The organism is Flavilitoribacter nigricans DSM 23189 = NBRC 102662, assembly GCF_002646595.1.
GTDB classification, from domain to species: domain Bacteria; phylum Bacteroidota; class Bacteroidia; order Chitinophagales; family Saprospiraceae; genus Flavilitoribacter; species Flavilitoribacter nigricans.
Window position 1 is genome coordinate 164,770 of record NZ_PDUD01000033.1, and the last position, 24,185, is coordinate 188,954.

Consider the following 24,185-nt stretch of genomic DNA (forward strand, 5'->3'; position numbering starts at 1 on the left):
CCAACGCCATGACTATTTATACTTCTGTATGCTGCTTTTTGCTCGCCCTGATCTCCTGGAGCTGCCGGCAGGATTTTGACCGCCATTTACTGGTACAGACCTACTGGCAACTGGACACGATCCGAACTGACCCCCAGCTTATCGATGGGCCCGGGGCAATGCATATGATGGAAGCCTGCGAAAAAGATGATTCCTGGCAGTTTTCGTCCAACGGACTGCTGCGGATCTATCGCGGGGAAAACCACTGCCGTCCCGACGAAAACTTCACGGACATCCTGGGGGGCTGGAATATTTCCCGGCAGGGTGACCGGCTCAGTATCCGGGAAGCGGGAGGTTTTACGACGACTTACGAGATCCGTACCCTTTCCCGGGAGCAACTTATCCTGCACTATACCGCTGACGAAGCGGAGATCATCCTGACCTACAAAAGTATTTCCGCCCGGCTGCTGGCCGGGAAAGATCGGAGCGGTGAGTAGAGGATAGTTACGGGCCCGGAACCTTTTCTTCCGGAACAAGCACACGTCATTTTTATTCATTCACAATATATTCTAAATGAGAAAGATCATGCTTATCCTATCTATGATGGGAGGGATGGCGCTTTCCGGCCACGCGCAGGAAGGTTTGGAGTCCCTCACCCAACTTATTCACCAATTTGCCACTGCCGGCGATCGACAGGACGTAGCGGCGCTGGACAAACTCCTGCACGCTGATTACCGTGTCGTCTGGAATAATGCAGCGGAAGGCAAACTCACCGTACTGAACCGGGAAGTCTATCTGAATATGGTGCGGGAGAAAAAGATTGGCGGTGATCAGCGAACCGTGTCTATCGAATCGGTCGAGCTGAGTGCTGGAGGTAATGCCCTGGTTAAAACCAGCATTAAAGGGAAACAGGCGGATTTTCAATCTCTGTTCTCGCTGGTCCAGGGGAAGGACGGCGACTGGCTGCTGGTCCAGGATCAGGTTTACATGCGAACCCGGTGATCACCCGGAAATGCACACGAAGCGGGCGGCCTTTCGGACCGCTCCGCTGTGTGTATTTTTAATGCTTACTCTTGCTTCAGGCTACTGGTTGGAGCCTCTGCACTTTTATCTCAAAATTCCATCAGGCAGTCCTCCGGTAATTCCACCTCCTCTTCTACTTCCGGAGTATAACTTCCCCGCCATTCCTTCATTTGCTGAATAAACAGAGACGGCTGGTGTACCCAGTTGAAATGACTGTAGGGTTTGCGTTCGCCGCTATCGGCGGGCAGGTGCCTATGGGTCACTCGTGCGTTCGGGAACAGTCCGAACAGGTGCTCGGCTCCTCTGCGGGGGGCGAGTTGGTCGCCTTCCAGCGAAAAGGAAAGAATGGGAGTGGTCAGCAGATGGCCCAACGAATCGTACGCCTGCCAGGTACCTTTCGGGTGGTATTTCCCTTTGGTGCCCGAGTAGCCCCAGTCGCGCATGAACGTGCGGGCTTCCCGGCGGGCAAAACCGACCTGCTCTCCCGGAAAATAGCCAAACAGACGAGCGATCCAGGGAAAGGTCTTGAACCACAGGTACATTTTCCAAGACTGGTAATCCCAGTTTTTATAGTGACAGTGGCAGGAGAAATGTTGAACCAGTCCGGTCACCTGCTCCTCGGGATGAGCGGCGAGGTAGATGCTGCCCAGTTGCCCGCCCAGGCTGTGGCCGTAGACGATGATCTCATTTTTAGGGAATTCCGAGCGGACACAATCGAACAGGGCCGGGAAATCGTAGTGCAGGATCTCTCGGTAACCGAAATCGGCGTTCCGGCCGGCCCGGATGATCGAGAGGCCCTTGCCCCGCCAGTCGGCAGTGACCACGTGGTAACCGGCTTCTACCAGCGCTTCCGCGAAGGGCGAATAGTAGGCGGCGGTCGTTCCCATGGCCGGGAGCAGCAGGACTACATCGGCGTGCGGACGTTGGGGATTAGTGAAAGCTCGTACGGTACTGGCAAATCCATCGGCGGAAAAATAGGTGATTTCTTTCGTGTACTTCATTACATCGGGTTTTTGATTCGGCCGGCATTTTCCGGCCCGGTTTTCATTCAATTTTTCACTCATCGGGTTATTGCGCAATTGGCGCTGTGTAGAGTTATCAATATTACAAAGCTATGAAAGGTTACCCCAAATGGGCTATGTTAACAGTATTCTAAGCTATGTGAAAGGGATTATTGAATGTTTGTATCTTTGGGTACAGTACGAGATCCGATGCAGAAAACCGAAACAAAATACGCTCAGTCCGGAAAGGTGAATATCGCCTACCAGATCGTTGGTGAGGGGTCGCTGGACCTGATCATCGTGGCCGGCTGGGTCACCAATGTGGAGGAGATGTGGAATATGCCGGAGCTGGCCGCGTGGCTGAACCGCCTGTCCCAATTCTGCCGCCTGATCATTTTTGACAAACGCGGTACCGGCCTGTCGGATCGCGTAGAGCCGGGGCGCCTGCCGGGCATCACCCAACGCATGCAGGATCTCCGGGCCATCGTAGAAGCGGCGGATAGCCGGGAGGTGGCCGTGCTGGGTCTTTCCGAAGGCGGACCGCTGGCTACATTGTTTGCCGTAGAATATCCGGAACTGGTCTCCCACCTGTTGTTGTACGGTAGCTACGCCCGCTGGATACCCGACGGGGAATATCCCTGGGGGCTCAGCCGGCAGCAACACCAGAAAACCCTGGAGCATATGCAATCCAACTGGGGGCAGCCAATTGGCCTGCACCTGATGGCTCCGAGCCGGGCGAATGATCCCGCCACACAGGAACGCTGGGCGACCTACCTGCGCCGCAGCGCCAGCCCGGGTACGGCCGCTGCGCTCTACCGGATGAATATCGAGATCGATATCCGGGAGGTATTACCCAAGGTGACCGTGCCGTCATTGATCCTGCACCGCACGGACGACCGCCTGATCGAGTTCGGGCACAGTCAGTATATGCACCGGCAGATCCCGGGTGCGCAGCTGGTGCAGTTGCCGGGAGATGATCACCTGCCCTGGTTCGGGGATATCACCGAAGTGATCGACGCGATCCAGTCTTTCCTGATCGGCGGAAAAGCCGTCGTCAATGCACAGGACGACATTTTAAACCCGGAAGATGTGACGGCCCTGTACCAGGTACGGCAGTTCCTGCAGGAGTCCTACGCCGAAAAATTGCAACTGAAAACCCTGGCCCGGCGTTTCGGGCTCAATCAGTATAAATTGAAATACGGTTTTCGCAAACTTTTCGATACACCGGTCATTGCCTACCAGCACCAGCTTCGATTGGAAACGGCCAAAACCATGCTGCGCACGACCGATATTCCCATCGTGGAAATTGCCGACGCGGTTGGCTACCGTCAGGCAAATAACTTTTCGGCCGCCTTCAAGCGGGAGTTCGGAATGACGCCCTCCCATTTCCGGAAATTGCAGGGAACCGGCTAGAGGATGCCTATCGCAAAGTCCGGCCTGCTCTGCTGCCGGGTCCACATTTTGTATTCCCAACTTTCCTATTTAGCTTAGGCCCTTCAAGCATTATGCGCAAATAAAATCAACCATCCAATGCGATCTACTTATTGGTTATTACCCGTTCTGACTTTACTGGCCTGCCAGCCGGCGATTGAACCTCCGGTGGCGATCGAACCTGTGCCGGAGCAAAAACAGCTCGACTGGCAGGATCTCGAATTCTACGCTTTTGTCCATTTCAATATGAACACCTTCACCAATATGGAGTGGGGATTCGGTGACGAAAGCCCCGAATTGTTCAATCCGACGGAACTGGATTGCCGGCAATGGGCTAAAGTGTGCAAAGATGCGGGCATGACGGGGATTATCCTGACGGCCAAACACCACGACGGATTTTGTCTGTGGCCTTCCGAATATACGGAGCATTCCGTAAAGAACTCCCCCTGGAAAGACGGGCAGGGCGATGTGATGCGGGAACTGGCCGATGCCTGCGAAGAGTACGGCCTGAAGCTGGGCGTATACCTCTCACCCTGGGATCGCAATCATGCGGATTACGGCAAACCCGAATACCTGACCTATTTCCGGAATCAGTTGCGGGAACTGCTCACCGATTACGGCGACGTTTATGAAGTCTGGTTCGATGGCGCGAACGGCGGTACCGGCTATTACGGCGGGGCCAATGAGGAAAGACGGGTGGACAAGCAGGCTTATTACGATTGGCAAAACACCTATCCCATCATCCGGGAATTGCAACCCGATGCGGTGATCTTCAGTGATGCCGGACCCGATGTGCGCTGGGTAGGCAATGAGGACGGCCACGCCTTTCGGACCATGTGGTCCAACCTGATGCGGGATTCCGTATATCCCGGTATGCCGGAATATTCGAGAAAATATGCTTCCGGACAGGTGGACGGCACCCACTGGGTACCCGGCGAGACCAATGTCTCCATCCGGCCGGGCTGGTACTACCACGAATACGAAGACCACAAGGTGCGTTCCCTGCCCCAACTGGTAGATATGTACTACGAATCCATCGGTCGAAACACCACCTGGCTGTTGAACTTTCCGGTGGATAAGCGCGGTCTGATCCACGAAAATGACGTGGCCCAACTGGAAAAACTAACCGAAGTGATCAAAGCGGACTTTGCCGAAGAGCTGGCGAAGGGCAATACAATCAGCGCCAGCAACGAGCGCGGCGGAGATTATACGGCCGCGGAGGCCCTGGACGAAGATCCCAAATCTTACTGGGCTGCTGAAGACGGCGTCACCGAGGCCAGTCTGACGATCAATTTTGACGAGGCGGTCACTTTCAACCGCTTGCTCGTGCAGGAAAATATCGCGCTGGGGCAACGGGTGAAAGCCTTTACGCTGGAAGCGGAAATGGACGGTAGCTGGCAGGAGATCGCTTCGGAAACCACCATCGGTTGCAAACGTATTCTCCGACTGCCGGAAACCACCGCGACTGCGGTCCGGCTGAACATTACCGACGCCAAAGCCTGTCCGACCATCGCCAATATCGAATTGTACCATGCGCCCAAATTGCTGCTGCCGCCCACGGTGGTTCGCAATAAGGCCGGTGAACTGCAACTGCAGGTGCCGGAGGAAGGCGTATCTCTTTATTACACCCTGGATGGTACCGAACCGGGAACATCGGCTACGGCCTACACCAGCCCGGTACCGCTACCCGGTCCGGCGACGGTAAAAGCGGTGGCCGTTGATGAAAATACCGGACGGACCAGTGAGGTCAGTCAGGTAGAACTGGATGTGGCCCCGACCAACTGGAAGGTGCTGAACGCCGGCACGGAGGCCGAAAAGGCTATCGACGGACTGGAAGAAAGCTGGTGGGGTTCCAAAAAGGAAGATCCGGTGAACGAACTGACGATCGACCTGGGAGAAACGCTCACGCTGCGGGGTTTCACTTACCTGCCGGTGCAAAGCCGTTACTTTTCCGGCCTGATCTCAAACTACGAGCTGTACACCAGTACCGATAACCGAAACTGGACGCAGGCCGCCGCCGGCGAGTTCAGTAACATTCAGAATAGCCCGATCTGGCAGCGCGTGACCTTTGAGGCGCAGCCGGCCCGGTACATCCGGCTTAAATCCGTCGCGACGGTGGACGGCAACCCGCCGGCTTTTGCCGAAGTAGGGGTGTTGACCGAGAGTTCGGCTAATTAAAAAATAGAGGAACTGACCGGAAAAAATATAGCGGAGTGGCGTCAACACGCCACTCCGCTATTCATTTAGGAGCAAAGCACCCGATCGGACGGCAGGGAATATTTGGACAGGCAGCTTACAATCGCTCCGTTTTCCATCTTGCGGGCGTGGAATTTTTCATTTTAAATAAGAAATTTGACGAAACTTCGCTAAAAGATCAGAGCGATCGGGAAAATAAAAGCTGGTTTGAGACTCTCCTAACAAGGTGTTTGTGGTGATCAGCCTGCTGTCGTTTTGCCCCTTCCCGCATTTACCCGCCCCACATCTGCGTTTCAACGCTACGGACTAAAGGAGGTATTCCAGAGGGTTGACCGAAGCTATTCCGGTGACCAATACTGTAAAACAGTTGTTAAAAGTCCGTGAAATCGTTGCGTTTTTGAAACTTTTCGCCCCATTATCGTAGAAAGCAGTTATAAAAAAATTGGATGATAACCAAGACTTCTTCAGTGATCTTGCTGATCGCTTTTTCCTTTTCGCCGGCCTGTAGCGGCCCCGATCAGGTGGATCTGATGCTCACTGAAAATGGAATCAAACTGCACCGGCGGGGGCAGGATTTTTACTGTCAGCTACAGGCACTGGGCCGGAAGAGCCAGACCCTGTGGGATGAGGTAGCCACCGATCTGGAAAAAGGAATACCGGAAGATCTGCCCGAGGATGAACGCAAAAACATGATCGCTATCCGCAACGCGGGCTTGATCCGCATGTTTGAAGCTTATCCAAAGTTACCGATGGAGGTGAAAGAACGGGTGGATAGAGCGGAAACTGAAGACCAGCAAATTGCCGCTGAGATGCGGATGCTGAACGACAGCCTGCGGCTATTCGACCGGAGGGTAGAACAGTTCCTGGAAGAAGTGAAAAACCTGCAGCCCGACAGCCTGGAAAGCTGGCAAAAACGGCTGATCGTCTATAACTGCGAAGACTGAATGAAACCAATTATTTGCTAAGTATATAATCTCATGAACCAACTTTTCTCTTACAGCTATAGGCCACTTCGGTGGCTTTTTCTCGGTAGTTTACTGGTGATATCCGCCTGTAGCCGGGATATTGATCTACCGCAACCGGATACCCTGGCGGTATCGGCCTATTCGGCCGAAGTCCCGCTGGCCTGGAACACGCTTTATCTCGACCTGGAGCGCTTTACGCCCGGCTACCGTCCGCCGATCTCCGCCCGCACTATTGGATACGTCGGACTGGCTGCTTACGAAAGTGTACAGGCCGGGATGAGCGATAAATACAATTCACTGGGGAATTACTTCCCCGGACTGGAATTACCCTATCTGGAAGAAGATCAGACTTACCACTGGCCGACCGTACTGACGGCAACCTACGAGCGTATGCTGGAACTGATGTTTCCCGGAGCACCGTCCGAACATCTATTCCGGATCATCCAGTTGCGCAATGAATTTTATATTCGCTTCAAACAGGAGATCCCGTCCGATGTTTTCGGCCGTTCGGTACGTTACGGCACCGAGATGGCGGATGCGGTCCACGATTGGTCCGCTTCCGATGAACTTGGGCACGAGGCCTACGATCGCAATGTCGATCTGGCCTACTCCCCACCAACCGGCCAGGGCCTGTGGCAGCCAACCTTCCCGGATTACACACCGGGACTGGTCCCGTACTGGGGGCAGATCCGGACTTTTGTAGCCGGCCCCGACGATATCGTCGATCCGCCCCTCGAATACAGTGAGGATCCCGCCTCCGCGCTGTACCTGGAGGCCATCGAAGTTCTGGAGGCCAGTGAGAGAGCCAAGGTGGATCTGGCATCCGAAGAGCGCTGGATCGCCGATTTCTGGAGTGATGACTGTCCGATCCTGACTTCCACTCCGGCCGGTCGCTGGATCGGTATCCTCAATCAGGTGATCGAATCGGAAAATAAACCCCTGGATAAGGCCCTGGAGGCCTACGCCCGGGTAGGAATGGCGCTGGCGGATGCGGGCATTCGTTGCTGGCATGAGAAATACCGTTACAATCATGAACGTCCCATCGATTACATTCGCCGGGTCATGGGAGACAATAGTTGGAATACGGTGATGTGCCCCGATGGTTCCGGACAGTTCTTTACGCCGAATTTCCCGGCCTATCCTTCCGGGCATGCGGCTTTCGGAGCGGCGGCCGCTGCGGTTATGTCCGATCTGTTCGGCAATGATTACGCAATGGTGGATAATTTTCACGCCGAACGTACCGAATTCAACGGAACGCCGCGCTCGTTTACCAACTTTCGGGAAATGGCCCGGGAAAATGCCGAATCGCGCATCCCGCTGGGGGTACATTTTCGGATGGATTCCGACGCGGGTCTGGATCTGGGGTTCAGTATTGGTGAAAAAGTGAATGCGATGCCGTGGCGGCGGTAATCGTCGGACGGCAACTCGAATGGCCGGATTTATTGAATTTTTGTATTCGAGATTGACATGGCGATTGAAAAAATTGCATGGCAATTCATATTGAACTGAACCACTCCAATATGAATTACGCCGAATTTTGTAAAAGGCGGTGTATGCCCTCAGAGAGGTCGAATATTCGTAGAAGTTAGCCTTATAAGCGTTTTCCGACTTCGCTGAGGTCGAAACCAGCATTTCGACTATTTTTCTACGAATGTTTAACCTCTACAAGGTCATTTTTGAGTTCTGAAAAAATTCAGGATGATTCATGCGAATAAGGAATTAAACTTGGAATCAATGTGCCTTTAGGCACAAAATGTAGGTAGAAAAATGACCATTTCCCGGCTTAGCGTGCCGTAGGTACGCCATGTAAAACCATATTGCGTACCTACGGCACGCTGAACCTCCCAAATTATAGGACGGGCTACCTATATCTCGTCCCTACGGGACTTTTAACTCCTGATTCGCATGATTTCATGTTCCAATTAGCGTGCTCTGCACTACTTGACCTCCCACAGGCTATCCAGAAAATAGCTCCGGTCATCGTAGAAATGTTCGACGACCTGGAAGCCGGCCGCCCGGGCCAGCGCCTCGATCTCGAACGGGCTGTATTTCAGGGAAAGTTCCACATCGATGGCTTCCCAGGCACCAAAATGGAACGTTTTGCCGATGGCCTCGATCTCCACTTCCTGTTCCTTCCGACTGATCAGATAACTCTTGGCTTCGCCCGTAATTGGCTGGTACGTCTCCCAGTGGGAAAATTCTTCCAGATCGAAATGACCTCCCAATTCGCGGTTGATCCGGGTGAGCAGGTTCAGATTGAACGCGGCGGTAATACCGGCCGGATCGTTATAGGCATTCAGGATGACCGAAGGATCTTTTTTAAGATCAAAACCGATCAGTAACTGATCACCGGGATCGAGTTGCTTGTGCAGATTTTCCAGAAAACGCAGCGCTTCCTGGCGAGTATAATTCCCGATATTGGCACCGAGAAACAAGACCACCTTGCGTTGGCCCTGTTCACTTTGTAGGCGTTCCAGCATAGCAAAGTAATCTCCCTTGAGCGGACGTACGGCGAGATCGGGCCAGCGATTCTTCAGATCATTCCTCAATACCTCGAGTACATTTTGGGAAATATCGACCGGCCGGTAAACAAAAGGCACTTCCCGGGAGAGAAAGTGCTCCAGCAGTACCTTGGTCTTGTAACCGTCGCCGGCTCCCAGTTCGATCAGTTCGAAACCCGAAGGGCCGATGGCCTCCAAAATATCGGCTTTCTGGCGATTCAGAATACTGTACTCACAATCGGTAAGGTAGTACTCCGGCATCCGCATGATCGCCTGGAACAGTTCATCCCCTTTTTTGTCGTAGAAATATTTCGAGGATAATTTTTTGGGATCGAGACTCAAACCCGCTTCCACATCGGTGGCGAAGTTCTGGTCGAATTTGACGAGGTCTGAAGTGCTGATGAATGACATGGTGGTTATTTTTTTATCCTTTTCAGGAGTCAGGAGTCAGGAGTCAGGAGTCAGGTTTGAGGTGTCAGGTGTCAGGTGCTGGTTAGCGGGCCAGTCGGATACCGGTGAACTGCCAGCGTTTGTCGGTTTGAAAAAAGTTCCGGTAAGTGGGCCGGATATGTGAGATCGGGGTCGCGCAGGATCCTCCGCGGAGCACCATCTGGTTGACCATGAATTTCCCGTTGTATTCTCCGAGCGCCCCTTTCAGTCGCGGATAGTTGGGGTAGGGGAGGTAGGCGCTTCCCGTCCATTCCCATACCTGGCCCAACATCTGGTAATCGTTCGCGTCTTTCCGTGCGGTCGGATGGCCCTGGCCGCTTTCCAGCCAGTTGCTTTCCCGGGGAATCTGGGTGTACAATTGCCGGCAGGCTACTTCCCATTCCGCTTCGGTCGGCAGGCGCATGCCGCGCCAGCGCGCGTAAGCATCGGCCTCAAAATAGCTGACGTGGGTAACCGGCAGATCCGGGTCAATGGGCTGCATGCCGCCGAGCGTATACTGGTGCCAGGTGCCGTCCTGTTGGAACCAGTACAAAGGCGCTTTCACGTCCAGTTGCTTGGCCCATTCCCAGCCTTCGGACAACCAGTATTCAAACTGATCGTATCCACCCGCCTCGATGAATTCCAGAAATTCTCCGTTGGTCACCAGGCGATCCTGGATCTCGTAGGCGTGCAGGTAGACCTTATGCACGCTCAGTTCGTTATCCCAGCAAAAGCCGTCGCCCTGGTAACCGATCTCGTAAATACCTTCTTCCACCGGAATAAACCGGGTATCTGCTGCGTATCCGGGGGCATTCCGCTCCGGCTGCGGCCGGTAAGCCGGATGCAGCGGATTGGTCCCCAGGATGTATTTAATATCAGTAAGTAACAACTCCTGATGTTGTTGTTCGTGTTGTAAGCCGATGACGAGCAACTGCTCGAGTTCGGGCGGCATCTCCCGCCCTTCGAAGGTGCGGATCCATTGCTCCAGATGCTCATCTACATGCCGGCGGTATTCCAGCACTACTTCCAGTGCCGGCCGGGTCATGTTGCCCCGGTTGCTGCGCAGTATACGCGGCCCCTGGCTCTCGTAGTAGGAGTTGAAATAATAGTTGAGTGATTTGTTGAAGTGCCGGTAATCCGGTACCTGTTCGGCGAGTATGAAATTTTCGAAGAACCAGGTCACGTGCCCCAGGTGCCATTTGGGCGGACTCACATCCATGATCGGCTGTACCACGTAATCCTCCGGCTCCAGCGGCGCACAAATATCGAGGCTCTGCTGCCGGATCTGACGGTACTGGGTGAGCAGATCGGGTTTAGTTATTTCTTGTAATTGGATGGTCATGGTTCGTTTTTTATGAAAATGTTCGGGCTGCGGTCATTTCAGGCATCCACTACTTCCACGCCGCGCCAAAAGGCCACGCGGTCTTTGATCCTGGCCGCTGCCGCTTTGGGATCCGGATAGTACCAGGCAGCATCCTGATTGGTCTTTCCGTCTACTTCGATCGTATAATAAGAGGCCTGGCCTTTCCACGGGCAGGTAGTCTGACGGGAGCTATTTTTAAAATACTCCGGTCGGATATCGGAAGGGGAAAAATAATAATTACCTTCGACGATAACCAGATCGTCACTTTCGGCAATCACCCGGCCGTTCCAAACTGCCTTTTTCTTCATTAGTGATACGATTGTGTACATAAAGTAAATCGGAAAGCCCCCCATTTTGTTCAAAACTAAATGTCCGCCCGGCTACTTTTAAAAATGGAAAGTTCGGGCTTTTGCGAGGGTTGGTACTTGCAAAAAACTGACCGTCAGCGGCGCGCAGGGTACGGCCGTCCGGTGCAAAGCGGCCAGGGGGCGGCATCCGGTTACTTTTTGACGGTATCCGATTGGCGCTCCCGGTGGCATTTACCTTAGAAATTGAACCTCCCAAGGAAGAGGGGACCTACTGTAAAAAGGATTTGGTGGCGCGAATGGCCGAGCGGAAAAATTGCAGCACTTCCTGTTGCTGATCGGCAGTTTGCTTGTGCTCGATCACATCGGAACTCTTCAGAGCAGCGCCTTTCCAGTCCTCCAGGTACCATTTACCGGCTCCTTCCAGAGCGGGCAACTGATCGTAATCCGGAGCGTCCCCTTCCGTCCAGTGGTTGACGTAGAAATAGGGCTCCGCAAAATTTTGGTCCGGAATGGCCCAGCCGATACCGATGGTTTTGGTGGCTTTACCGTCCTGATCCTGTTCCAGAGGCATGATGGCTCCCGTATCGAAGTGGTGGGGCCAGGTGCGTACGGGAGTTACGTCTTTATAGAGCCCGGCCACTTCGTTGAGTACCCAGTCGGCATTCGAACGGTAGTATATCAGTTCGTTGTGGAGGCCGGGATGGATCTCCGGGAATGCTTCTCCCTGGGCTACTGCGTGATCCGGGATATCGAAATGATCGATCAGGTTTACATTTTTACCATCTCCTCCGGTACGGGTCACGGCCTGCTGCAGCCAGATCATCAACTCCTCTTTGCTTTTTCCGGGGATGGATTTACCCTCCCGGATCCGGTTCTGGTCGTCCAGCACCAGCAGTTCGAAAGGCAGGTACCGCAACGCAGCGCGAAAACTACCGTCTACCATCTGGCCGCCCAGGGCATTGATACCGGGCAGCCATTCCAGATTGCTCTGGGAATCATCATCGGCCTTGGGTAAGAGGCTGTCGCCAACGGAGGCAACCAGCAGGGCGGCGTGGTGAATATAGGCGATAGCCTGATTGAGCTCTTCGGTGTCTTTATACGATAACTGTTTCCAGGGAGTATCCATACGGTGTTTTTGTAAATTCTGATTTGGTCCGCCAAAAGTAAGCGTTTAATCTTATCGATTGATGAAACACTCCCAAATAAGTTGAGGTTGACCGGATATTTGGATTTCGGGGCAGGACCGTTTTTCGTTACGGTCCTGCAATCCGCTGTTACCTTATTTTACTTCAAGCTTTTTCAAGGCATTCCTGCCGAAAAATACCGGGAAATACATCTGCTCCGCCCGGGCCGGATTGAGGGTGAAGCGACCGCTGAACCGAGCTTCGAGCTGCACCCGGAAAGTATGGGTGCCGGCGGCCAGACGGCTGCAGTACACCACCACTTTCTCCCGCCGGTATTCCCGCTGATCTTCCAGGCCCCAGTTGATACTCCGGTCGGCATAAGAACAACCCGCCGGGATCGGGATCTCCAGCATGACGTATTCGGCATCCAGTTCATTCTTCAGCGTGACTTCCAGCGTAGCCACCTGACCCTGTTCCAGCCCCTCCACCGTTCGTTCGTTTTGGTGCAGACGGGAAGTGATGTCGAAAATATCCGTTTTGGGTGCCGGCTGCCGGTTGTGGTACTGCTGGTAGGCGGTGACGTAAAGCGGCCCCGTACCCGTTTTTTGCAGACGGATCTCCCGGGTATCGGTGATCCGGTCCCGGTAGGGGAAACTATCCAGTACCGTACCGGCGATCTGTACCTGGTTTTTCCGGAAGGTTTTGCCCTCGGTCAGCAGATCGGGCAGGATGGCGGCCAGCACCCGGGCGGTCTCGAAGGTATTGTACCAGGCATAACGGCCGTTGGGTTGCCCGATGCCCCGGTTCTCCAGGAAATACTGGCGCGCCCGGCGCGCTTCCTCCTGTCGCCCGGCTCCTTTGAGCAGATCGTAGGCGATCAGGGTATTGGCCACCGGATGCTGGTGGCGTTGGTAGGTCCAGTAAGCGGGAAGCGGTGCGCCCCAATGCAGGGCACCATAAAGGGTTTGCTGCCGGTAAGCATCGAGGGTATCCAGTTGGTACGGCAGGTCGGCTCGTTGGCGGATGCGCGTCAGTAACAGCCGATCGTGGAGGGATAGGGATAAACTGTCCAGCCGGTTCAGGTAATCATTGTAATCCAACTGCTGCTGGAAACCCGAAAGCAGGTCTAGCGTCAGGAGTTGATCCTGTGGGCCCATTTCCGGCAGGGTATTCACCAGATAGCGGATCCCCCTTTCCTCGGCCACGGAACGTTTCGGTTCCGTCCGCGCCCATCGCAGGGCTTCCAGGACGTGGCGGGTGATCCACAAACTGGCGCTTCGGCCGGGCCACCAGCCCCAGCTTCCGTCGTCACCTTGTGCCTTCTCCAGTTTTTTAACCAGCTTGCGGACCATTCTATCCTCGTTAAATTCCTGATCGAGTTGCTGCCGGATCTGCTCCTCCAGTTTCAGAGCGATCAACCGGCTGGCGGTTTGCTCCATGCATTCATGGGGATAATCCCGGAGATAATTCAGGTCTTCCAGCAGCAATTCCAGCGTATTATCGGCGATGAACAGTTCGATGGGCAGGTCCTTGCTGAAAGAGAGATCGATGGTCGTATCTCCGTCCAGGACCAGAAAATGTCCTTCGGTCTCCATACTGCCCGGCAGCACGATGGGAATGTCCCTTTTTTCTCCATCCAGATAATTGGCCTGTTCCAGACCGTAGGTCAGCTCTACGGAGTCGACCGTCCCGCCGGCTTCGAAGCGGTAGCGATCGGTCAGGGAACTGGCCAGGCGGTGATCCCGGCGGAATAACTCCTGATCTCCCTGTCGGAAAAAGGTGGCGACGGAGAAAGTGTCCCGGGTGTAGTTGACGGCCTGTCCGACCAGGTCGACCGCATCTCCTTCCACGAGAAAACGGGGAACATTGAGGCGGGCGGTGAGCGATTTCCAGGACTGGGTACGGGCCAGGCCGACGCCGGCACGCTGTTTGCGATCCATCCCCAGTACGTAGGTGTCCCAGGCCGTAATGTTATCCGGGAAAGTTGCCTGAAAGTAAGCTTCACCCTTCCGGTCGGTGATGAGCCGGGGTTGCCAGAAGGCGTAATCCCGGAATTCGTCCCGTAGACTGCCGTCGGGTTCGGGGGCTTCGATCTCCGGTTCGGGGATACGCACGCCGGACTTTAGGGTGACCAGGTAGACGCCGTTAGCCGCCCGGGCGCCATACAGACTGAGCACGCTGGGATCATTTACGATCTCCAGGTTCTGGAGATCCTCCGGCGACAGTAACTGTAAGGCTTCCAGGGTGCTGAGCTGCCCGTTGATGAGCACTACCGGTTGATTGGCGGTGGGTTCACCCAGCCCCCGGATCAGAACACGCTGCCGGGATCCCGGCACACTGATCTCCACCCCGGCAACCCGCCCCTGCAGCTTTTGTAGGGACTGTTCGCTTACGATTTGGCGGGGACTGGCCAGGGATTGGCCGTAACCTACTACCACCACCTCATCCAGCGCCAGGGCACTCACTCCAAGAACAGCGTCGTTCCTGCGGTGCGGATCAACGACCAGATCCTGTGAATTGAAGCCGGTATAGCTGATGGATAACTGCGCCCCTTCGGCCGGCACCCAGATCTCATAGAAACCGTCAAAATCAGTGATCGTACCGAAAAGGGTCCCATTGAGCAAAATCGAGGCTCCGATCAAGGGCTCACCGGAATCATCCAGCACCTGCCCCCGGATCAGACGGCCCGTGCCTTCGTAAGGATTAAGCCGGCTGCTTGGGGAAGGAGTCGGCTGGGAAGTATCGCGGTACGGCTGGGGCGATTGACTGAGTTGATACAGCCGGTCCGGCCAGGTGCGGAACGGATCTTCACTAAAGGTCCCGTCGGACAGGTTCAGTATTAGGTTGGCATTGGGTTGCAGGGCAAATCTACTTTGCAGTACCCGGCCATCCGACCGGACCAGTACGAGTTGATAGTTGCCCGGCTCCAGACCACCGATAACGGTCCGGAGGCTCGGTACCACCCATTCGGTCCCTTTTTCGGACTGCAACACGAAAGCGATCAGCGGAAGACTGTCCGGTTCGGGAGGCAGGGCTTCGAGGTGTAGCCGTCCCTTGCCGGGCACGCGCTCCCGGGTAAAACTGGAAAAGTAAAGCGTTGGGGTAGGTTCCGGTGCTTCCCGGCGGATGTCCTCCGGGCGAAGCATCAATTCCCCGGGCCGGTGGACCTTCGGCTGCTTTTGCCGAAAATCATCGCGGAAACGTTCGGAACTGTTCCACCCGTACAGCCGTTCCCGGGTTTCAGCGATGTCGTATCTGTAGCCCGGTTCGAAAAGAAATTTTCTTTCCAGCTTTCCTCTGCGCACGTAATTGATCTCCCGGGAGGCCGCAAAGGGCACGATCAGGATGGACTCACTGCCCGGCCACTGCCGGATGGCGTGGATATTGGTCGGGCGATCCCACAGGTACTGTTCCGGATACTGCCGGCCCCGGATGAGTACCAGGGATTTTTTGCGCAGCAGGGCCAGTTCATCACCGGAAAATTGTTCCGGAATACTACGGCGACTGAGCTGGATATCCGATGTACCGTTTTCGAAACGGTCGAGGTCAATGGACAATTCCAGTTTTTTGCCCTTTTCCAGCCATACACTGTCCAGGGTGTATTCTTCATTCCGGGTTCGGACCGTGATGCGATTGTACCCCTTGCGTCCCGCAAAACTGTAGGGGGGATTGTCCTGGGAAGCATAGTAGTGTACCAGTTCGTCGTTGAGATAGAGCAGATAGACCGGCAGGGCTTTCCCGTTGCGGATCAGATAGGGCGCTACCTGAGCCACGTCCCGGTAGAAGCTATCCTGTTCCAGGGTATCCCACTGCATCCAGACGCCATTATTCTGAAAACGCATCTGGTAAAAAGGATGCCGGCGCAGATCCAGTTTCCGGAACCATTCTGCCGTCACGCCCCGTCGGTAGTATTCCGAGTTTTTTGCCGCCAGTGGTTCGAGCGAAAAATTTTCAATAGTGAAAGGTTGGCGGGCCGTTTTGTAGGGGATGGAAGGGGCGGTATAGGCCGATTGCGGATGTTTGAACTGGGCGTTGACCGCCGCTGCGGCCAGTTGTACGCCGGCCGCTGCTTTTCCCTCTGCATCTTCGACCCGGACCTTTACCTGCACGGTTTCGCCCGGACTGACCTTGGGCGGTTGTTCGATCAGGATCTCCAGCTTTTTGTCTACCCGAAAGATCTCCTGGGAGTGGGTAAGCGGTTTTTTCCAGAAATATTCGTAGCTGAGTTCCCATTGGGCCTGATTGCCGACCGGTATTTTGACCGTTCCGGCCGGTTCGGAAAAGCTGCCCCGACGGATATCCCTGGTCCGGCTTTGGAGCATCCACGTGATATGGAGTCGTCGCGGATTGGTGAACGAGACGGTGATGGTGTCCGGTTGCCAGGTGCCATTTACGGAGACCAGGCTTTCCTGCGAGCCCCAGATCTCCAGTTCCTGGCGCAGGCTGTCCAGCTTCAGTTCGTAGGTCTGAAAATATGGGCTCAGCGCCTCCCGGTAGGGCAGATCGATGGTATCCGATTCCTCCGGAAGTTCCTCCGACTGGGCACCGTAGCGCGTAAGTACAGCTCGTCCGGTCAGCGCCTGGCCGTTGCGTTCCAGGCCGGCCCGCACGGAGTCCCGTTCCAGGGTGAGGATAAGCTTGTCTGCCCGGTGGTGATGTCGGAATGATTGTTCCACCTGATGCAATTCTCCGGAAGGATGAACAAAGGTGCCGAATAAGCGCAGGCTGATATCGGCGGCAGGAAAAATGCTGTCCGGGATCATCAATTGGGTGCTTTCCTGATCTTTCAGGTTTTCCCGATGGGTCCAGAGCGTATCCGGAATGCTCAGCCGGTCGCTGTAACTGTGGTGTATTTTATCGACCATCAGCGTTAAGCGCAATTCAGCCCCGGCGATGATCTTTTCGTTCTCATCCCGTCCTTCCGCCTGTAGACTTACGGACTCTCCCCGGTGGTAAACCTCCTGCTGCAACTTCAGGGAGAAATGCGCTTCGTCCAACTCGTAATCCTCCAGCCGGAACTGGTGCTGCAGGTTTTCAAAATCATCCCGTCGGGGGTGCCAGAAATTGATGCGGTAAACGCGGTCCAATGGCAGGGTATCCTTGAGTGGCCAGATGAATTCGACACGACCGGGTTCCCGGGGACGCATCAGACTATCCACAATAATCCGGCTGCGATAGCTGGTAGGATCCTGGGAAGTGATCCGCATGGCTACCGGACGGGACCAGGGTTTTCCTCGGTTATTGGTCAGATAAGCACTCATCATCAGGGTATCGCCGGGGCGGTAAAGCGGCTGATTGGTGGCTACGTAGCCGCGAAACCCCGGTCGGCCTTTGAGGAACTGGAACGGGTTATGGTAAAAGTCCCACTCTCCCCAGCCGAATCCCCGACGAAAATAAAAGTAGGTTCGTTTCGCCCAGCGGACCGGAGCGGTGAGCCAGTAACCGACCCGGCTGCGGGTCCAGTAATGGAGCTTACGGGTAAATAACCCCTGCACACTGTTGCCGCTCAGTTCGTAGAACAAAGTATCCCGATCGATGGAAACGGTCAGCAGGCCGTCCCGGTGCCAGTTTTTTCGCCGGTAAGTTCGGGTATCCGGATCGTAAGGAATGCGGCGTTTGCCCAGTTGGATATCGGCATCCGGCCGGAGACGCCCTTCGGCATCCACCAGTTCCAGGGCGAGGTCCCGGTCGTTGTTGCGGGGCGTGAGCTGATAGGCGTAGTAGGAACGCAACTCAATTTCCAGGTCTTCCAACTGAGGTTGAACGTACAGGTAATGCCCGGGTTCCCGTTCCTGCTCCTCAAAAGTGTACAGAAAGCTGTCGATGGGCGCACGGAGTGTACCGAGATCGAGGCTGTCGTAGGGATGTTGGTAAAAATACCGGGCCTGTTGGGCGCTGATGGAAAATACGTAGGTAGGGAGATCCGGCTGACTGAAAAGGGTGCCGGAGCACAGCAGGGCGGTCCAGAGCAGTAGATGTAGTTTTTTCATATTGTCCAAGGTAAGCTATACCAGGATGCATCTGATCTTGTGGATGGCCAGGATGGCTTACCTTGATCATAAAGGATAAGGCCGATCCAACTGCACAAAATCTGATGTTGACCAGTATAAGGGTGAATCACCGCGGTGTGCCGGGGCAGTTCCGCGGTGATAAGGTTTACCTATGGATGATGATACTGCCGGAAATACATAAATACCGGCGCGTTCACTGTGGATTTGTCAGCCCGCGTACAATTCGGCCGCAGTTTCCGTTTCTCTGACCCTGCCGGGCGTGAAGAGAAATGGAATAGCCAGCGACTGGACAATGGTGATCAGCACCGCGATCTCATCGGTCAGCGCGTGGGGTTCACCGATCATGAACAGTACGGCCTGCAACGGCAATGGCCCCAGGATGATCCAGGTGCGTAGGTTGCCGGTGCTGCTGCGGGGCAGGTTTACCGTTTCCATGGTCTGGTCCTTGCGGATCACAGCTACGATCAGCAGGAGCGCCAGTAGGGCCAGGGGAAGAATAATAGCGGTGAGAGAGACGTGGACGTTCAGAGTGTCGCCGTGAAAGAGAGTGTCTCCGTGCACAAATATATCCAGCAGCAAGTTCCCCCAGAAATGGAACCACCAGGCAATCATCAGACCGTAGAACACCAGGCGGTTCTTCTGATAATAAAAGGCGTGAAACAAAGCTACGTAAAGCAGGAGAAAAGGGATGAGGATAAAATAATCCGCCGAGACGCCCGCACTGGACAACTGCCGGCCAAAATACCATTGCCCCCAGCTGTAGGAAGCGCCGTCAAAAAAGCAGCGCAGCAGCGGAAGCCACACCAGCATAAAGGTGAGGCCGATGAAGAAGAGGAGAAAGTTAAATAAGAGATTGTTCGAACGAACAGCAATCCAATTTTTCATTTTTATTACAGTTTGGTTTGCTGTCAAATTTAGGGGAGCTGCCCCGGAGCAGTCAAGTATTTCCGGGGCTTTGGGGCGAAATCCCGCTATACGGGATGAACGTCCAACTGGGCTTCCAGCGCCGGGATGTAGGAACGGGAAACGGGAACGGTATCTTCGGCTCCGGACAGGTGCAATTGCAACTGGTGGGCATTACCGGTGACCTTGCCTACCCGCCGGGTATTGACGAGAAAAGAGCGGTGGCAGCGCATGATAGCGTAATGATCCAACTGGCGTTCCAGTTTTTTCATGGTGGTGCGCAACAGACTTTTCCGGGTAATACCACTTTCCTGGTGGTAAACGAAAACGTAGTTGCCCTGGGCTTCGATGTACAGTAGCTGTTCGGGGATCAGGGCGAGATGTTCCCGGCCATTTTCGGAGGTCAGGCGGATCCGGGCATCCGTCCGTCGGCTGTTCTGGCTTCGCTCGTAGGCCGTTTTGACTTTTCGGTTTTCCAGATACAGCAGCGTTATTCCGATCGGAATGGTGCCCATAAGGGTGACATTCTGGATAAATTCGAGATAGCTTTTCAGCCGCCAATCGTGGAAATTCCCGAGCAGATTGTAAAAAAGAAATAGTACCGAAGCCAGGATCAGCAGGGAGAGGGCCAGACGGCTCAGGAAAGCCCGGCGGGTGGAGCGGCGAAATAATACCGGCGCCAGCCAGAACTCGTATATCGCGAGGGTGAACCCACCGACCAGACCAAATAATACGGTAGCCAGCAAAAATACCCCGTCGATCCGGTGGGTAGGATCGTAATTATTAACGCCAAAGGGTTGGAAGAACAGCAGGAAAAGGATAACGAAGACACTGCTGAAGATCACCAGTGTCCATTTTTCCCGACGGGAGTTGAGTAATTCGACCGGTTGTTGCCAAAACAGTTTTTTGTGATCAGTCCGCTTCGTCATATTGCTATATGGGTTGAGGTTTGACTTCCCGTGCGGGTCCGGCCGGTGGTTCCGATCAGTGTTCCGGGTACTCAAACCTCAATCCATACTCGCGCTACGATCCCGGATTCTCCAATACCTGTCCGTCCGCCAGCAATCTTTCCCGGATCTCCGAATAGGAAATATCGTGAACATCCACGCCTTTTTCCAGCGCCATGGCAGCCAGCGTACCCGCACTCTGCCCCAGGATCATAAATACCGGTTCCATCCGGATCGATCCGAAGGCGATGTGTGAACTTGAGACGGCAACCGGAACGAGCAGGTTACGGCATTCCGCTTTTTTCGGCATAATACTGCCCAGTGCGATCTGGTAGGGTTCTTTCGGGTGTACCCCAATATCGCCTTCATTCTGCACGTGTCCTTCGGGAGTGATGTACCGCTGGATATTGTGCGAATCCATGGTATAGGAACCCATGCCGATGGATTCATCCACCGGGGAGCGCCCCTGGATCTCATTTTCCGTCATGACAAAATCACCCTTCATCCGGCGGGCTTCGCGCACGTAGATCTGATGCGGCCAGTGGCCGTTATCGGCAAATTCATCTTTCGACAATCCCCACAACTTCATCTCGCTCTGGACATCCTTGGGAATGCGCGGGTCATTGGCGATAAAGTAGAGCAGTCCTTTCTGATAAGTCTCGTGTTCCTCAATGATCTCTTTGCGCCGCTCGTAGGAAGCTTCCGGATAATCGTAATTCATACCGATATTATCGAAGCTGAAGGGGCCGTGGTTATTCACATCGGTCTTCAGATTGGGAATGGCATCAAACTTGCGGAACGTTTCCCGCCAGCCGGAATCGTAGATGCGCAACAGCAATTCGTACTGGGTGGAGTCATAATCTTCCGGTTTTTCAAAAGCGATCCGGTTCGGTTCGTGTTTGGTGAGGCAGGTGCGGAAGCAGTAGGCCTGTACTTTGTTATCGCCTTCGCCTTTTTGGCCGGGGTCTGCGGTGGAAATGCGGGCGAGTACGCCGCTCGCCGGATCATCCGGCACCTTGTAGGGACTGATCTGGCGATCACTGAAGTGGTGGCCGTGGTGCAATACGCCCACCTGAATGCCGTTCCATTCCTCGCCGTAAACGCTGTTGGCTTCCCGGCCAACGTGGTAATTTACCCCGGCCGCGGCCATGAGGTCGCCTTCGTAGGTAGCGTCGATGAATACATCCGCCTTGTAGGTCTTGCCACTCAGGGTAGTGATGGAAACGATCTTGCCGTCTTCCAGTTCCACGCCGTTCTCCCGGTCCAGCCATTCATCCCGCATCACCTCGATCTGTTGTTCTTTGATGAACTCCTCGAAAGCCGCTTCGGCCACGTGGGGCTCAAAGATCCACATGGTGCGATTGGCGCCGTCAATTGCGGGAGTTCCCTGTCCGACATTGCCGTATTCTTCCTTCTTTTGCCAGCGCCAGGCATCCGCTTGCTGGTAGTGTTGGTATAACTTCTGGTAAAATTCGCGGGAAAGTCCGCCGATCACCCGCTTGTTGCCGGTATCGGTAAAACCCAGACCGGAAGAGGTAAGTCCCCCAAGGTGTTTATCCGGGCAAACGATCATGACCGACCGTCCCATGCGGGCGACCTGGACGGCCGTGGTCACGGCACCGGAAGTACCGCCATAAACGATGACGTCGGCCGAGATGGCGGAATCGTCGGATTCCGGTGTGTCCTGACAGGCCCAAAAGAACAGACAGAGTAAAAAGAGCAGGCGAAATTTCATGCTGACAAATTTTGATAAGTGGATTGGTATAGGTGGTTTGTGTTAGTGAACGGGTGGTGAAAACCAGTTGATGCTCATGCTCAAGACGTCGCCGGGCCGTTCAGCCATTAATGGGCCGGACGCTAAAGACGTTCAATTTTGAATTCGCCTTCCTCCAGGCTCGTTCGGGTCTGGAAGGCAGCGGTGAAGCGAAGGCTGTCTCCGGCCTGCACCTTTAACTCATTCAGGGGTACCAGTGTCAGGGGCATCAGGCTGTCTGTGGAATAGAAGGTGACGTTTTCACTCATCTGAACCAGGCTGGACAGTCGGGCACAGTTAACGGTTCCGCTCAACAGGGCCGGTACCTCCACACTGTGGCGGATCTCTTCCGGATTTTGCCGACTTAGATCAAATGTATTGAACACCTGGGAGGTCGTCATGATCCGGGGCTGCGGAATACCGGAAAACAATGGGATGGAGGCCGGGCAGTGCACGCCCAGGACCGTGAAATCGTAATGCCCCAGTTCGAAGGTATTGACGATCCGGCTGGGTATTGGCCGACCGCCGTCCTTCAGGATGTGTTGGGTTGCGTGGTTAAGCATGCGGATTTGCGGTTCGGTAATGCACCAGATCGACATCATTTCCACCAATAAGGTATCTACTCTTTCCGGTGGGTGAAAGGTGAGGGCATCCGCCCGGATCAGTTCAATTTTATCGGTCAGGCCCGCGCGTTCGATGTTAGCCCGGGCCATTTGGAGGATCTCCGGGTCCTGTTCTACCGCATAAACTTTCCGGCAGCGTTGGGCGGCGTAAATGGCAAAAATGCCGGTACCGGTACCGAGTTCGCAGTGGATACCGTCCGGACGGAGGGATTCGTCCAGCGCGGCGCAGATCCGGTTCACCCGTTCGGCATCCCGGATGAGTTCCAAATGGTAGGCGGGCCCGAAGTTACCGAGTGCATCGGAATAGTGGGGCGTATGGTGATCAATACGACTGTTGGACATAGTTGAGCTTGTGAGCGATTTGCGGAAAAAGAGGTCGGCGCTACGGCCGGCACAAAAGTATCTATTTTTACAACAGTTCCTAAAAACCTACCCCGCCGGACGATATCCCGATCCGGCCGCCGCAGTCGATCACCCTATTCCAGATCCAGCACCTCCTTAGCGATCTTTGCCGCCAGACTTACCCGTTCGTTCACGCCTTCCAGGTTCATGAGGATGACTACGCCGAATTGTACGTCGGGCAACAAATAGAGTACGCCGCTCACCTGCGGAGTGCCGCCACCGTGGAAAGCCTCCCGCTGGCCGTACCATTTTTCATCCGGGAAAAGTCCCCAGCCGTAGCCGTAGGCAATCGTCTCACCGCTACTGGTCTTTTGTGGGGTGAGCATCAGTTCCCGGGTATCGGCCGATACCAGTTGGGCATCCATAAAAGCGATCGCAAAATGGGCGAGGTCCGACACGGTGGTGATGAAACCGCCGGCGGGTACCTTATTGCTCATATCCACGTATTCGGAATTCAGCAGCGCGCCATCGGCGGCTTTCTGGTAACCCCGGGCCCGATTTTTGACAATGCGGTAGGGATCATCCACCTGGGTAGCGGACATGCCCGCGGGCCGGAAGAGATGCTCCTGTAAATAAGTGGCGAAAGTTTGCCCAGATGCTCCTTCCAGCACGCAACCGAGCACATTGTAGCCGTAGGTGCTGTACTGGTAACGGCTGCCGGGCTCGAACAGAAGGCTGTCCTCCTTGAAAATTTGTAAAGGCGTAACGACATCTTCGTAGTGGACTTTGCTGACGAGTTCGCGGTCGCCATCGGGCCCGCCGTAATGTCGGATCCCGCTGGTGTGGTTCAACAGCTGCCGGGTAGTGATGGGCCATTGCTTGGCGGGAAAAGCCGGACAGTATTGCTGAATTGGGGCGTTCAGATCCAGTTGGCCGCCTTCGACCAGTTGCATGATCGCCGTGGCCGTAATGGATTTTCCGATGGATGCCGTGCGGTAGACGGTGGAGGTTTTGGCCGGAACGAAATTCTCCAGGTCGGCAAAACCGTAGCCATTGGCCCAAGCCAGTTTTCCGTCCTTTACGATGGCGATGGATAGCCCCGGTATCTCGTCTTTGGCCATTTTTTCGGTGATCAGTCTTTCGATCAGATCAATGTCCGCTTGGGGAAGCGATTGGGCAGCAATGGGTGCCCGGAATAGCAAACAGGCTGAAAGGATCAGCAGGCTGATCTTGCAGTAATTTTTCATAATAAGTCGGGTTTTTAAAATTTCAGGGACTCTTGGGTA

The 24,185-nt window shown here is 54.7% G+C and carries 17 protein-coding genes; 6 read left to right on the forward strand and 11 right to left on the reverse strand.

Translation table 11 applies throughout. The features are described 5' to 3' along the window. Positions 1 to 8: 8 nt before the first annotated feature. Positions 9 to 476 (forward strand): lipocalin-like domain-containing protein, encoded by a 468-nt coding sequence (locus tag CRP01_RS28245; protein ID WP_099153418.1) that lies wholly within the window; start codon positions 9 to 11, stop codon positions 474 to 476. A 76-nt stretch (positions 477 to 552) separates the two neighbouring features. Beyond that, on the forward strand, positions 553 to 981 hold the full coding sequence (locus CRP01_RS28250; RefSeq protein ID WP_099153419.1) for a nuclear transport factor 2 family protein: 429 nt from the start codon (positions 553 to 555) through the stop codon (positions 979 to 981). Positions 982 to 1,091: 110 nt separating this feature from the next. Here CRP01_RS28250 and CRP01_RS28255 read toward each other — a convergent pair whose 3' ends face one another. Then, positions 1,092 to 2,003 (reverse strand): alpha/beta hydrolase family protein, encoded by a 912-nt coding sequence (locus CRP01_RS28255; protein WP_170110573.1) that lies wholly within the window; start codon positions 2,001 to 2,003, stop codon positions 1,092 to 1,094. Between the two features lie 210 nt (positions 2,004 to 2,213). Here CRP01_RS28255 and CRP01_RS28260 point away from each other — a divergent pair, with 210 nt between their 5' ends. The 4 genes from CRP01_RS28260 (at position 2,214) to CRP01_RS28275 (ending at position 8,005) form a co-directional block, all read left to right on the forward strand. Further along, positions 2,214 to 3,416 carry an alpha/beta fold hydrolase gene (locus CRP01_RS28260; protein WP_170110574.1) on the forward strand — a complete coding sequence of 401 codons (1,203 nt, stop codon included), beginning with the start codon at positions 2,214 to 2,216 and terminating at the stop codon, positions 3,414 to 3,416. Positions 3,417 to 3,533: 117 nt separating this feature from the next. Beyond that, positions 3,534 to 5,612, forward strand: coding sequence for an alpha-L-fucosidase (locus CRP01_RS28265; protein ID WP_099153422.1), 2,079 nt, complete (start codon positions 3,534 to 3,536; stop codon positions 5,610 to 5,612). A 464-nt stretch (positions 5,613 to 6,076) separates the two neighbouring features. Next, positions 6,077 to 6,574, forward strand: a complete 498-nt coding sequence (locus CRP01_RS28270) for a hypothetical protein (protein WP_099153423.1) — start codon at positions 6,077 to 6,079, stop codon at positions 6,572 to 6,574. Positions 6,575 to 6,607: 33 nt separating this feature from the next. Beyond that, positions 6,608 to 8,005 (forward strand): vanadium-dependent haloperoxidase, encoded by a 1,398-nt coding sequence (locus CRP01_RS28275; protein WP_099153424.1) that lies wholly within the window; start codon positions 6,608 to 6,610, stop codon positions 8,003 to 8,005. Between the two features lie 527 nt (positions 8,006 to 8,532). Here CRP01_RS28275 and egtD read toward each other — a convergent pair. From egtD to CRP01_RS28325, 10 genes are all read right to left on the reverse strand, one after another. Continuing rightward, the gene (egtD, locus tag CRP01_RS28280; protein WP_099153425.1) at positions 8,533 to 9,507 is read right to left on the reverse strand and encodes an L-histidine N(alpha)-methyltransferase; all 975 of its coding nucleotides are present in this window, start codon (positions 9,505 to 9,507) and stop codon (positions 8,533 to 8,535) included. Positions 9,508 to 9,589: 82 nt separating this feature from the next. Beyond that, positions 9,590 to 10,867 (reverse strand): ergothioneine biosynthesis protein EgtB, encoded by a 1,278-nt coding sequence (gene egtB, locus CRP01_RS28285; protein ID WP_099153426.1) that lies wholly within the window; start codon positions 10,865 to 10,867, stop codon positions 9,590 to 9,592. A 38-nt stretch (positions 10,868 to 10,905) separates the two neighbouring features. After that, the gene (locus CRP01_RS28290; protein WP_099153448.1) at positions 10,906 to 11,196 is read right to left on the reverse strand and encodes a DUF427 domain-containing protein; all 291 of its coding nucleotides are present in this window, start codon (positions 11,194 to 11,196) and stop codon (positions 10,906 to 10,908) included. 268 nt (positions 11,197 to 11,464) lie between these two features. After that, positions 11,465 to 12,322, reverse strand: a complete 858-nt coding sequence (locus CRP01_RS28295; RefSeq protein WP_099153427.1) for a hypothetical protein — start codon at positions 12,320 to 12,322, stop codon at positions 11,465 to 11,467. A 153-nt stretch (positions 12,323 to 12,475) separates the two neighbouring features. After that, positions 12,476 to 18,310, reverse strand: coding sequence for an alpha-2-macroglobulin family protein (locus CRP01_RS28300; protein WP_099153428.1), 5,835 nt, complete (start codon positions 18,308 to 18,310; stop codon positions 12,476 to 12,478). Positions 18,311 to 18,538: 228 nt separating this feature from the next. Beyond that, complete coding sequence (locus CRP01_RS28305; RefSeq protein WP_099153429.1) at positions 18,539 to 19,216, reverse strand: ubiquinol cytochrome C oxidoreductase; 678 nt, start codon at positions 19,214 to 19,216, stop codon at positions 18,539 to 18,541. Between the two features lie 86 nt (positions 19,217 to 19,302). Continuing rightward, entirely contained in the window at positions 19,303 to 20,163 is an 861-nt protein-coding gene (locus tag CRP01_RS28310) for a LytR/AlgR family response regulator transcription factor (protein ID WP_099153430.1), read from the reverse strand. Between the two features lie 94 nt (positions 20,164 to 20,257). Beyond that, positions 20,258 to 21,916, reverse strand: a complete 1,659-nt coding sequence (locus CRP01_RS28315) for an FAD-dependent oxidoreductase (RefSeq protein WP_099153431.1) — start codon at positions 21,914 to 21,916, stop codon at positions 20,258 to 20,260. 122 nt (positions 21,917 to 22,038) lie between these two features. Beyond that, positions 22,039 to 22,899, reverse strand: a complete 861-nt coding sequence (locus CRP01_RS28320; protein ID WP_099153432.1) for a methyltransferase domain-containing protein — start codon at positions 22,897 to 22,899, stop codon at positions 22,039 to 22,041. Between the two features lie 134 nt (positions 22,900 to 23,033). Next, positions 23,034 to 24,146, reverse strand: a complete 1,113-nt coding sequence (locus CRP01_RS28325; RefSeq protein WP_170110575.1) for a serine hydrolase domain-containing protein — start codon at positions 24,144 to 24,146, stop codon at positions 23,034 to 23,036. Positions 24,147 to 24,185 lie beyond the last annotated feature (39 nt).